Source organism: Porphyromonas uenonis 60-3 (genome assembly GCF_000174775.1).
GTDB classification, from domain to species: Bacteria; Bacteroidota; Bacteroidia; order Bacteroidales; family Porphyromonadaceae; genus Porphyromonas; species Porphyromonas uenonis_A.
Genome location: NZ_ACLR01000061.1, coordinates 1 through 12300, shown reverse-complemented (window position 1 = coordinate 12300; position 12300 = coordinate 1). Strand labels below are relative to the sequence as shown.

The following is a 12300-nucleotide window of genomic DNA, read 5'->3' as shown; positions in this document are numbered from 1 at the left end:
TCAGCTGGTTTTTCCGCATCCAAGCGTTTTCAAGGCGGTATTTTGTGATACGTCCAAGTTAGTCAGCTGATTTTCATTGCATACAAACTTTGTCAAGGCGGTATTCTTTGACACGTCCAAGCTGGTCAGTTGATTATGATGACACCAAAGCTCTGTCAAGGCGGTACAGCTCGAAACATTTAAGCTGGTCAGCTGGTTGTTCCCGCATCCAAGCTTTGTCAAGGCGGTATTCTGTGATACATCCAAGCCAGTCAGCTGATTTTCATCGCAGTAAAGATTTGTCAAGGCGATACAACTCGACACGTCCAAGCTGGTCAGTTGATTCTTATAGCAGTAAAGCGTTGTTACATCGCCTTGAATGGTAATCCTCTGGCTTTTGATTGTGTAGTACTTGAAACCGTACCTGTTCGTTTTCCCAGTCTCTAGGACTCCATCGATGGAGATGTTGCCTTTGGCTGAGATCCCCAATTCGATTGTTTCTCCGACGGACTTGGAAGTAGTCATAGTGATGACGCCCTCGGCGGGGAGAGTGGTGGAGGTGAGGAGCGTGCTGAGGAGGACGAAAAGCCAGATGCGTAGTTGTTTGCTCATAGCGTAGTTAAGTAGATAGTGATTAGTAGTTAGTGATTAGTTGTAGCGTGACGGGGAGCTGAGAGAGCTTGGCTGGGTAAGTTGTATTTTCTACGAAGTTATACCTTTATTTTGAGTTGAGCAAGAGAGGGAGGGGAGAGAGAGTAGAAATTAGAGGTTAGAGGGGAGAAATTAGAGGGGAGAAATTAGAGGGGAGAAATTAGAGGGGAGAGGTTAGAGGGAAGATCGGAGCTATCGGAGGTGTCGGAGCTATCAGAGCTATCGGACGGGTAACGACTTGTCGGGACGAGTAACGGTTGTAGGGACGCTCGGGAGTGTCTAGCGGGAGGGCGTCCGTCCCCGTTAAAGGTTACTGAGTTGCATGTCATGTCGTTCTACGACGGACGCACAGATCGTGCGTCCCTACACGGGGTTACTCGTCCCGAGCGTCTCTACAGCCGTTACTCGTCCCGATGCACTTCGACGCACTCCGAGGACCCTGACACCACACCTCCGAGGAAATTGAAATTGCCTCGGTGGAAAATGGAAATCCTCCACGGAGGCATAAAAAAATTCTTCGGAACTTTGATTTGCTTCTTCCGAAGTTTCATTTCATTCTTCCGAACTTTTATTTCGGCGCTCCGTGGAGAATTTTCGTTTCCTCACTGGAGATTTCCGATTTCCTACCGAGGGGAGAGATGCGAGGCGGGAGATGCGAGCGAGCAGGTGTGCCACTACAGGTTGCAACTCGTGAGATTTGCACCTGCCCGAAATGAGCGCTATCTCAAAAGTTGTTTGTATATTTGCCACTACTACTAGTGACTATATGCCTATGAAGCAAATACTACATATTATATACACCCTCGTCGTTTGCGCTCTACTAGTACCTTGCAGCGCCTTGGCTAGTGACAAGAGCGAGGCTACCGAGCGTCAGTTGCTATCTGACCAGAGCCTCGTCGTTGTGGCGTCACAGCCCTCAGCGCTAGAGCAGTCAGCGCCTCAGGTAGAGGTGCGTGACGGTGCCATCGTACCGCTCTGCGAGTATGATCAGATGCAGGTCTTCAACGTCATGGGGCAGGAAGTGCGCAATGAGCACCTGCCTTCAGGAGTCTATCTCGTGCGCATCGTCGTGCAGGGAGAGACCTATACGCTCAAGGTAGTCATACGCTAATATATACTATATGTAGCCCATTCGTTGAGAGCTATCTGCGTCACGCTACGCTCATGCGCTAGCTTGACGTAGCGGGTAGCTCTCTTTCTTATATATCCCATCTATGCTTGATCAAATCCAGCAATTACAATCGGCTCTTGCCCACCTCGTAGCCTCTACGCCCGAGGAGGCAGAGCAGCTACGCATAGCTTATCTAGGTAAGAAAGGTCGTATTACTCAGCTCTTTGAGGCATTTCGTCAGCTTCCTCCTGAGGAAAAGCGCCAGCTCGGAGCAACTCTCAATCAGCTCAAGCAAGAGGCCACTGCACGTATCAAGGAGCTCCTAGCCTCTGTCGCTACGCAGTCTGTACAGCAGACGATCGACCTGACCCGTCCTGCGGTGCCTTATCCGCTAGGCTCTCGTCATCCGCTCACACTCATACAGGAGGAGATTTGTAATATCTTCGAGCGCATGGGCTTTAGCATAGCTGAGGGGCCTGAGGTGGAGGATGACTGGCACGTCTTTGAGGCGCTCAACTTCCCGCCAGACCACCCCGCACGAGACATGCAGGACACTTTCTTTGTGGATCACAAGAGCAATATCTTGCTTCGCACTCACACCTCCTCCGTCCAGACGCGTGTCATGAAGAGCCAAGAGCCACCCATACGCGTCCTCTGCCCTGGGCGCGTCTATCGCAATGAGGCTATATCCGCTCGTGCTCACTGCTTCTTTCACCAGATCGAGGGACTATACATTGATCGCAACGTGAGCTACGCGGACCTCAGAGAGGCGTTGCTTTTCTTCGCTCAGTCGCTTTTTGGCGCTGATACACAGATCCGCTTGCGCCCGTCCTACTTCCCCTTTACCGAGCCGAGCGCTGAGATGGATATCTCCTGCGGGCTTTGCCATGGCGAGGGTTGTGGCTTCTGCAAGCATACGGGTTGGGTCGAGATCCTAGGCTGTGGCATGGTCGATCCCAACGTGCTGGAGAATTGTGGCATCGATAGCTCCGTCTACAGTGGCTACGCCTTCGGACTAGGCGTGGAGCGCATTGCCAATCTTAAGTACAATGTGAAGGATTTACGCTACTTCTCGGAAAACAATCTAGACTTCCTCTCGCAGTTTACCGCACACACCACACCCCTCTAAAGGCTCCTCCGAAAGTGACTCTAGACGAACGCTACGGCTTGGCTCTGGAAGGGCTGACCAAGCTCTATCCCAACGCCGATACGGAGCTTATCTATCACGACCCCTTCAGTCTACTCGTGGCGGTCGTCCTCTCGGCACAGTGCACTGACAAGCGGGTCAACATGGTGACCCCGCAGCTGATGGCGCACTTCCCGACGCCCGAGGCGATGGCGCGCGCTTCGGTCGATGATCTGCTCGCTTTCATGGGGAGTGTGAGCTATCCAAACAATAAGGCGAAGCACCTCATCGGACTCTCCGAGCGGATCGCTCAGGAGCATCACGGCGTCGTCCCCTCTACGCGTGAAGAGCTAGAGGCGCTCCCAGGCGTAGGGCGTAAGAGTGCCAGCGTGATGCTGGCCGTCTGCTTTGATACGCCAGCGATGCCTGTTGATACGCATGTCTTTCGTGTTGCCAAGCGCATTGGTCTCGCCTCCTCACGAGCCACCACGCCCTTAGCTGTCGAGCAAGCGCTCAGGCGACGCATACCTCGTGAGCAACTCATACGGGCGCATCATCAGCTTATCCTGCTAGGCCGTTACATCTGCAAAGCGCGCAAACCGCTCTGCGATGAGTGCACCCTCACCGCCTGCTGTCGCCATTACGCCACAGCCAAAAGCTAACAGCCAACCGCCAACAGCTAAACTTTAGAATCCCCGCACCTCGGTGACGAGGGCGGTGACCTGTGCTTTGAGTTCGTTGAGAAACTGCCCAGGGTCGTACTCGCGGCTCTCTATCTGACGCAGCTTGAGCTCCCAGCGACCTGTCAGCTCGACGCTCTTGAGGAGCGGGTCTTGTATTGACTCGATCAGCTGTATGCCCGCTGGCGTAGCGCGTAGCGACTTGCCCTCACGGACTATGTAGCCACGCTTGAAGAGTGTCTCGATGATGGCTGCGCGGGTGGAGGGGCGACCGATGCCGTTCATCTTGAGTGCATCCCGTAGCTCTTCGTCTTCGACCCCTTTGCCCGCTGTCTCCATAGCCCGTAGGAGGGTCGCCTCGGTATAGTAGCGTGGAGGTGTAGAGGTGCTCTCACGGATTGTCGGTTCGTGGGGCCCTGACTCGCCTTCCTTGAAGGGGGGGAGTGTCTGCTCCTTATCTTTAGCCCCATCCGAGGTGTCGTCGCCCTCTTTGCCACTGTCAGGCTTAAGCACCTCGCGCCATCCCTCGACGAGGATCGTTTTGCCGGAAGCACGTAGCGGGTACTCCTCGACGGTGGCGCGCACGGTGGTCGTCGAGACCTTAGCATCGGGGTAGAAAGCAGCGATGTAGCGCAGCGCCACGAGGAGGTAGATCTGCTCCTCGTCGGGCGTGAGTCCACTGCTCAGCTGTCCCGTCGGGATGATGGCGTGGTGGTCGGTGATCTTCTTATTGTCAAAGACCTTCTTGCTCTTCTTCAGTGGCTTGCCACTACTCAGTAGCGGAGCGATGAAGCCCCCGAGCTTAGCGTGGCGAGCGATGCCTTGAAGCGTCTCGCCCACCTTGGGGTATTGGTCTTCGGGGAGGAAGGTGGTGTCGACACGTGGGTAGGTGGTCACCTTCTTTTCGTAAAGGGACTGTATGAGTCGGAGCGTCTGCTCGGCCGTGAAGCCAAACTTCTTATTTGCCTCCACCTGTAGGGAGGTGAGGTCGAAGAGGCGTGGCGGGTACTCGGTCGACTTCTTCTGCTCGACCGCCTGTACGACGAGGGGCTCCTTAGCGATCCGCTCGATGAGCTCCTCGACATGCTGTCGCTCGGCAAAGGTCACCTCGACTTCCTGTGTCGTGTCTGCTCTAAAGAGCGTCCCGCGGTAGGTGGTCTGCATCTCGTAAGTGGTGACGGGTACGAAGCTCTCGATCTCCGCCTGCCTATCCACGACGAGCGCCAGCGTTGGCGTCTGCACACGCCCCACGGATCGAACGCCTCGCTGCCTGCTACTGTAGCGGTCGGTGAGGGTGTAGAGACGAGTGCCATTGATCCCTAGGAGCCAGTCGCCGATGGCTCGTGCTAAGCCTGCATGGTAGAGCGTGTCTAGATCTTTGCTGGGGCGCAAATTGGCGAAGCCCTCGCGGATCGACTGGTCCGTCAGCGAGGAGATCCAGAGACGCTCCACGGGACAGGTACAACCCGCCAGTTGAAGCACCCAGCGCTGTATCAGCTCGCCCTCTTGGCCCGCATCGCCACAGTTGATCACCCGCTCTGCTTGTGAGACTAGTCCCTGAATCACGGCAAACTGTCGCTCGATATGCTCCTCGTGGATCAGCTTGATGCCGAAGCGCTCTGGGATCATAGGTAGCGAAGCGAGGCGCCACCCCTGCCAATTGCTCTGGTAGTCCTCTGGTTCCTTGAGCGTGCAGAGGTGACCGTAGGTCCAAGTGACCGCATAGCCATTGCCCTCGATATAGCCCGAGCGAGCTTCGGTAGCTCCGAGTATCTTGGCTATGTCACGCGCTACGGACGGTTTCTCAGCAATGCAGACGATCATAGGTCAGTCAAACTTACTCATTGGTTGCGCCAGCTCCCGTCTGCATCAGGTAAGCCTTGATAAAAGCATCGATGTCGCCATCCATTACTCCGTTGACATCGGAAGTCTGATAGCCCGTACGGTGGTCCTTGACACGGCGATCGTCGAAGACGTAGCTACGTATCTGAGAGCCCCACTCGATCTTCTTCTTATTTGCCTCAACTTCATTCTGAGCTGCACGACGGCGCTCCAGCTCTTTGTCGTAGAGTTGCGAGCGTAGGAGGCGCAGAGCGTTCTCACGATTCTCCAGTTGAGAGCGCGTCTCGGTGTTTTCGATGACAATCTCCTCAGGCACTCCCGTGTCGGGGTCGGTGTATTGGTAGTGCAGGCGGACGCCCGTCTCCACTTTGTTGACATTTTGCCCACCAGCGCCACTGGAGCGGAACGTATCCCACGAGAGCAAGGCGGGGTTCACCTCCACCTCTATCGAGTCGTCCACGAGGGGTACGACAAAGACCGAGGCAAAGGAGGTCATTCGCTTGCCCTGTGCATTGTATGGGGAGACACGTACGAGACGATGCACACCGTTTTCGCTCTTGAGGAAGCCGTAAGCCAGCTCGCCCTCGATCTGCATGGTGACCGTCTTGACACCCGCATCGTCGCCGTCCTGCCAGTTGGTGATGGTCACCTTATAGCCCGAGCGCTCCGCCCAGCGCTGGTACATACGCACCAGCATGGAGGCCCAGTCCTGGCTCTCGGTGCCACCAGCACCCGCATTGACCTTGAGGACAGCGCCTAGGCGGTCCTCCTCAGCGCTCAGCATGTTGCGTAGCTCGAGGTCTTCGACCAGCTTGATGGCACGAGCGTAGGCATCGTCCACATCTTGCTCCTCGACCGCCTCCTCTTTGTAAAAGTCGTACGCCAGAGCTACCTCCTGCGTAGCCGCATCGACCGCTTCAAAAGCTTCGATCCATGAGCGTATCTCGCCCACACGTCGCATCTGCTGCTGGGCGCGTGGCACATCATCCCAAAAGTCTGGAGCTTGTGTCCGGAGCTCCTCTTCTTCTAGTTGGACACGTCGCTGGTCGATGTCAAAGATACCTCCCCAGCGCCTTCGTGCGCTCCAACAGCTCTGCTAGTTGGTCCTGTGTTATCATAATAATATGTGTCTATCCGAGGGCGTATACCACGAAAGTGTGGCGTGCGCCCCTTTATTTATTGTGTCAATTGGGAGGTCAAAGGTACAGCTTTTCGATCAGCTCGGCGTACTGCTCGAGGATCGCCTTACGCTTCAGCTTCAGCGTCGGTGTCAGCGTACCAGCCTCAATGGTGAAAGGCTCGGCCAGTAGCGCAATGCGCTTGACCTTCTCAAAGCCCGCCAAGTGCGCCTGCAACGGCTCTATGTGACTTAGCAACATGTCGCACACCTCGCTACGCTGCGCTAGCTCGGCCGTGGGGAGATCCGCCAGCGTCTCTTGACCACGCTCACGGAGCCGACGACGGAGCTGCTCGTAGTTCGGATAGATCAGCGCTGCGACAAACTTTCTCTGATCAGCCACCACAGCGCACTGCTCAATGAGCGGACTGCTACTCAGCAGCGCCTCGACTTGTTGTGGCGCTATGTACTTACCATTGCTCGTCTTGTAGAGCTCTTTGATCCGCTCAGTGTAATAGAGCGTACGCCCCTCCAGTCGTCCCGCATCGCCCGTGCGAAACCATCCATCCTCAGTGAAGGCTGTTGCATTCGCCTCGTCATTATGATAGTAGCCTGGCGTGATCGTATCGCCACGTAGCTGTATCTCCTGAGTCTCAGGGTCAATGCGCACCTCTACGCCTGGCACTACCTCACCCACGGAGCCTATCACATAGTGCCCAGGTAGGTAGCAAGAGACCGTCGCAGCTGACTCGGAGAGCCCATAGCCGACCACTATGTTAAAGCCAGCCGATTGCAAGAACTCGTTGATCTCATTCGAAAGCGGAGCTCCCGCCGTCGGGAAGAAGCGACCCCGCTCCAAGCCTAGGACACGCTTCAATATATAGAAGACCGTGTAGCGGTAGAAAGCATTGGATATGCGTAGTCCCCAGGGCGCTTTGAGGCCATGGATACGGTAGCCTATATGGTACTTGTGCCCCACACGTAGTGCCTTCCTGTAGATGCGCTGCATCACAGGCTTCGACCGCTCGATATGCTCCTGCACGCCTTGGTATACTTTCTCCCAGTAGCGCGGCACATTGCACATCACCGTGGGACGTATCTGAGGCATCAGCTCCATGATGCGCTTTGGATAGGTCACGACCGCCACTTTGATACCTGTGGCAAGACAGTAGTAGACCCAGAGCTTCTCAAAGACATGGCTCAGCGGGAGGAAGTTGACCGAGACATCGTGATCTCCCAGCGTCGGGAAGAGATTCTGGTGCCGCTCCACCTGTGTGAGGATCATGTGATGGGTGATCTGCACCCCCTTGGGCGTACCCGTAGTGCCTGAGGTGTAAATGATGACCGCCGTCTCGTCTGGAGTCCCAGCCCCTAGCTGTGCCCGCACCTCCGTCTCGTAGGGCATCGCATCACCCATCGAGAGGAAGGTGTCAAAGTACTCACTTCGCTCATCAGACGGATCACGTACCACCCGCTCGTCTAGGATAACCATATGGCGTAGCGTAGGGTGTGTCGCTAGGAGCGGGTAGACATTGTTGTACTGAAACTGCTCCCCCACGAGGATCAACTGGATGCTAGCATGCTCCGTGATGAAGGCTACCTGCTCGGGCGAGCAAGTGGCGTAGAGCGGTACGCAGACAGCCCGTATCGCCATCAGTCCGAGCTCGGTAATGATGCCCTCCATCATGTTTTGCGTGTAGAGCGCCACGCAGTCGCCTGGCTTGACACCAGCGCGTACCAATGCCTGCGCTGCCAGCATCGCATGCTCCGTCAGCTGCTCACCAGTCCACTCATGCCAGCGTTCCTCCGCCGTACGATCCATATAGCGTAGGAGAGACTTGTGCCGATAAGTGGTGGCAAAGAGCTTGAGCAGATCGCTCAGATGATTCATGGCTTGGGTAGAAGTTAGAGGTTAGATATTAGAGTCTACTTGTTAGGACGTGTAGCTTGCTTGATGGGCACCTTCTTGAGTAGCTCCTCTAGGTCGGTGTCGCGCTCCGTCAGGAAGAGCGGGTGATTGCTCTCGTAGAGCTGCTCGTGAAGGGTATGGAGGAATATCTTCTGATCCCATGACAGGTCGCGTAGGAGTAGGTCGCTACTCTGCTGCATGCGAGGTAGTAGCTCTTTGACCACCTTGCGGCCCTCGGGGGTGATCGATAGGAGTAGGCTACGACGATCCTCCAGATTGCGAGTCTGCGAGATCAGACCGCTCTTGAGTAGACGACGAATGATCTCACTGCCAGAGGTCTTCTCGACGACGTTGTAGTTGTTGAGCTCGGTCTTGGTCATCTCGCCCTTGGCCATCAGCGTGATGAGATAAGAGTACTCGTCGATGGTCTGTAGGGGCGTGTCTTTGATAGCCTTACGCACGAGGTAGCGCATGTAGCGGTATACGAAGCTTATGTCACGTGCTATCACCGCATTAAGATAGGCATCCCCCTTTGAGCCCGTCTTAGACTCCTCGGTGGATGCTTGCTGCTCAAGAGACTGATCAGCAAAGCGCAAGAAGTTGCTCATTGACTGCTCAGCATTGCCACGAAACTCTTCGTACCTCTCAACTAGATCAAGTAACTCATGTAGTAATGGGTAACTCATATTGTGCTATGCTTTCAAAAGGTTTTTTTGTTAGTTGCGATATCTCTGTCGCGGGACGACTATCCATAATAGGATATAGATGGGGAGTCCCGCAAAGGCGGTCGAACAAGTTGCCACTAAGTATATGAGCCGTACGACAGTTGGATCCCAGCCGAAGTAATCTGCAATGCCTCCGCACACACCACCGATCATAGCTTCGCGAGATCGGTAGAGTCTCTTATTGTTGGTCATAACTATAGTGATACTCAGCTAATTGACAAGGTCTGTCGTAGCTCTGTCTAGTCAAGCTACGCTCAATTCACTACAAATGTACAAAAAGTTCTAGACTTCGCTGAGAGAGAGTTAGAGGCTAGAGGTTAGAAGTTAGAGGTGAGAGGTTAGAGGTTAGAAGTTAGAGATTAGAGGTGAGAGGCTAGAGATTAGAATTTTGAGTTGCACGTATCCGATGGCTCTGATTGCTCCGATTGCTCCGATTGCTCTGATTGCTCAGATTGCTCTGATCTCTGTTTTTCTAATCTCTAACCTCTAATCTCTAGCTTCTCATCTCTCACCTCTCATCTCTCCCCTCGGTAGGAAATCAGAAATCTCCAGCGAGCAAACGAAAATTCTTCACGGAGCCGGGAAATAAAAGTTCGGAAGAATGAAATGAAACTTCGGAAGAAGCAAATCAAAGTTCCGATAAATTTTTTTATGCCTCCGTGGAGGATTTCCATTTTCTACCGAGGCAATTTCGATTTCCTCGGAAGTGTGGTGCCAGGGTCCTCGGAGTGCATTGGAGTGCCTTGAGACGAGTAACGGTTGTAGGGACGCACGGTCGTGCGTCCGTCCCCGAACGACGAGCCGAGTAACGGCTGTAAGAACAACCCGTTCAACTGACCTAATCTCGGGTCGATTTCTTTTCACTCTGCAAAGTTAAAGTAGGGACGCACGGTCGTGCGTCCGTCCCCGTTAAAACTTCAACGCTGTAACCTTTGACACAACGGACGCTCGGTCGAGCGTCCCTACAGCCGTTACTCGTCTCATCGTTCGACAGCGGATGCTGTAACCTTTGACACAACGGACGCTCGACCGTGCGTTTCTACAACCGTTACTTGTCTTGCTGTACTACAACGGACGCACAGATCGCTCCGATTCCGCTGGTCTTGGTTTGATGTTACAGATATTTTTACTATCTTTGTATTAGAGAAGAGAAGTGTGGTCTGTGTCCTTTTTAAGGGCGGACTGTCCTACCTCTTTGGGCGGGTAAATGAGGAACAACCTTGCGTGGTCTATCTTGCTGGATCAGTAGGAGGAGTGCGCTACCAGAGACCTTCATGGCGGACTGGTAAGTCACACTGCATGAGACTTCAAGTCGCTAGACTCTCTAGGTAGAGCTTCGCAGGGACATCTCATTAACACGCTTGATACATTAACCTTCAGAAGACTTTATGGCATTATTTGACCCTCCAGAGCATCTCTCCTGTCACCACTATGCGACGCATGCCAATAGTGGGTGGCTCCGTGTCGACGCTGCCGACCAGAGCACCTATCGAGGGATAACGGAGTTCCACGCTATCCTCTTCTGCACAAGAGGATCGGTGCGTCTGGCTATAGCTGACGAACTGTGGGAGCTACACGAGGGGCAGATGAAGTTTATCCCTCGGGGTACTTCGATGACTGCCATATTTAGTGGTGATGGTGAGCTACTGGACGCTTACTTTGACGTTGTTGATTTCATCTGTGACAAGATCTCGCTACAGCAGCTACAGCAACTCAGGCAAGAGGTCGCCTACGCCCCTGAGCCTCTAGAGGTGCGCGGGGCTATACACTCGCTACTGGGCACGCTCGCCATCTACCTCAATGATCAGGCGCTGTGTGCTTACCTCCACGAGCTAAAGATCAAGGAGCTTTTCTGGAATCTACGAGCTTACTACAGTCGTGAGGAGCTGGCCGCCTTCTTGTGGCCTATCCTAGGCGAGTCCAAGTTCCACAACGATGTGATCAGCGCTTTCACCTGCAATGCGAGGGTCTCCGAACTAGCCGAGCGCGTCTATATGTCCACCTCCGCTTTTTACAAGCGCTTTAGAGAGGAGTTTGGCACATCGCCAGAGCAGTGGATACGTATGCAGAGTAATAAGCAGATCCTCTTCCTCATACAGGACTACGACCTCTCCATCGGTGAGATAGCCAGCCAGCTATCCTTCAACTCGCAGTCTACCTTCTCACGCTACTGTTCGAAAAACTTCGGTCTCTCGCCCTCTAATCTTCGTCGCACCCTGCAGGAGGGTACATCCTCGGAGGAGCTGCTACTGAGAAGTAGCGACAACGACTAGGCGAGCTCGCTACCGTCCATTACGTCATAACTTATAATCCTCCCTTACGTCTAGCCTGTAGCTACGACCTCTCGCTAGGCGCTTACAGAGACTGTTGCATAAAGGCGAATCGCTGTGTTGCTTTCGGGATTCGGCTTCGGTCACATACGGAGGTATGATCCCTTCAGACCACCCTCAGCGCCTTGCGCTTCATCCTTTCTGCAAAGTCAGGATAATCTTGCAAGCAAGATTGTGAGACTGTTGACTTTTGCAACAGTCTCACTGTGTGTCCTGGCGACGGGCTACCCGTCCTGTGCGACCTACGACTCGGTCATCAGAAGGCTCTGGGGAAAAAGAAAAAGCCCCTTGCTAGATGCAAGAGGCTTCTCTCAATTGAACTATGATTAAACGTGACCTCGGAGGGGCTCGAACCCTCGACCCACTGATTAAGAGTCAGTTGCTCTACCAACTGAGCTACGAAGTCAAGCTTCATTCTGGAGTGCCATAGGGGCTTCCTTCCTGAACTGTGATGCAAAGGTACAACTTTTTCTGAATACTGCAAGCACTTGGGGCAACTTTTTTCGCAATCCGCTGATTTCCTCCTTTAAGAGGTTTGCGGGGTACATGGGAGCACGAGCGATATCGTACATAGATAGAGCGCGTTGCGATGGAAACCGTAGGAATGCACAGGAGTCTCTAGCGAGAGGGCGTCCGTTGTGTCAAAGCGAGACGAGTAACGGTTGTAGGGACGCACGGTCGTGCGTCCGTCTCCGTCAAAGCGAGACGAGTAACGGTCGTAGGGACGCACGGTCGTGCGTCCGTTGTAGTACAGCGAGACGTGTAACGGTTGTAGGGACGCACGGTCGTGCGTCCGTTGTGTCAAGGCGAGACGTGTAACGGTTGTAGGG

At 54.1% G+C, this 12300-nt stretch carries 11 protein-coding genes and 1 tRNA gene; 4 read left to right on the top strand and 8 right to left on the bottom strand.

Annotated elements, in window-relative coordinates; all coding sequences use genetic code 11:
- Positions 1-591, bottom strand: coding sequence for a leucine-rich repeat domain-containing protein (locus PORUE0001_RS11080; protein WP_007364774.1), 591 nt, complete (start codon positions 589-591; stop codon positions 1-3).
- Positions 592-1402: 811 nt separating this feature from the next.
- Here PORUE0001_RS11080 and PORUE0001_RS01925 point away from each other — a divergent pair.
- The 3 genes from PORUE0001_RS01925 (at position 1403) to nth (ending at position 3529) form a co-directional block, all read left to right on the top strand.
- Positions 1403-1741, top strand: a complete 339-nt coding sequence (locus PORUE0001_RS01925; protein ID WP_007364779.1) for a T9SS type A sorting domain-containing protein — start codon at positions 1403-1405, stop codon at positions 1739-1741.
- A 103-nt stretch (positions 1742-1844) separates the two neighbouring features.
- Positions 1845-2870, top strand: coding sequence for a phenylalanine--tRNA ligase subunit alpha (gene pheS / locus PORUE0001_RS01920; protein WP_007364775.1), 1026 nt, complete (start codon positions 1845-1847; stop codon positions 2868-2870).
- A gap of 14 nt (positions 2871-2884) precedes the next feature.
- Positions 2885-3529: an endonuclease III gene (gene nth, locus PORUE0001_RS01915; protein WP_007364777.1), complete on the top strand. Its 645-nt coding sequence runs from the start codon at positions 2885-2887 to the stop codon at positions 3527-3529.
- A 24-nt stretch (positions 3530-3553) separates the two neighbouring features.
- Here the strand turns inward: nth and PORUE0001_RS01910 are convergent, their stop codons facing one another.
- From PORUE0001_RS01910 to PORUE0001_RS09965, 5 genes are all read right to left on the bottom strand, one after another.
- Positions 3554-5371, bottom strand: coding sequence for a DNA topoisomerase 3 (locus PORUE0001_RS01910; protein ID WP_007364773.1), 1818 nt, complete (start codon positions 5369-5371; stop codon positions 3554-3556).
- A 13-nt stretch (positions 5372-5384) separates the two neighbouring features.
- A protein-coding gene (gene prfB / locus PORUE0001_RS01905; RefSeq protein WP_100067362.1) for a peptide chain release factor 2 occupies positions 5385-6507 on the bottom strand; the annotation gives its coding sequence in 2 pieces (ribosomal slippage) (positions 5385-6443 and positions 6445-6507; 1122 coding nt in all).
- A gap of 78 nt (positions 6508-6585) precedes the next feature.
- Positions 6586-8397, bottom strand: coding sequence for an AMP-dependent synthetase/ligase (locus PORUE0001_RS01900; RefSeq protein WP_007364780.1), 1812 nt, complete (start codon positions 8395-8397; stop codon positions 6586-6588).
- A 35-nt stretch (positions 8398-8432) separates the two neighbouring features.
- Positions 8433-9101 (bottom strand): MarR family winged helix-turn-helix transcriptional regulator, encoded by a 669-nt coding sequence (locus tag PORUE0001_RS01895; RefSeq protein WP_007364771.1) that lies wholly within the window; start codon positions 9099-9101, stop codon positions 8433-8435.
- Between the two features lie 30 nt (positions 9102-9131).
- Complete coding sequence (locus PORUE0001_RS09965) at positions 9132-9332, bottom strand: PspC domain-containing protein (RefSeq protein ID WP_007364776.1); 201 nt, start codon at positions 9330-9332, stop codon at positions 9132-9134.
- A 1196-nt stretch (positions 9333-10528) separates the two neighbouring features.
- Between PORUE0001_RS09965 and PORUE0001_RS01890 the strand changes: the two genes are divergently transcribed.
- On the top strand, positions 10529-11413 hold the full coding sequence (locus PORUE0001_RS01890; RefSeq protein WP_007364772.1) for a helix-turn-helix transcriptional regulator: 885 nt from the start codon (positions 10529-10531) through the stop codon (positions 11411-11413).
- Positions 11414-11803: 390 nt separating this feature from the next.
- Here PORUE0001_RS01890 and PORUE0001_RS01885 read toward each other — a convergent pair.
- Positions 11804-11876, bottom strand: a tRNA-Lys gene (locus tag PORUE0001_RS01885).
- Between the two features lie 120 nt (positions 11877-11996).
- Positions 11997-12300, bottom strand: a 304-nt coding sequence (locus tag PORUE0001_RS01880) for a hypothetical protein (protein ID WP_039865299.1), incomplete at its 5' end; no start/stop codon positions are given.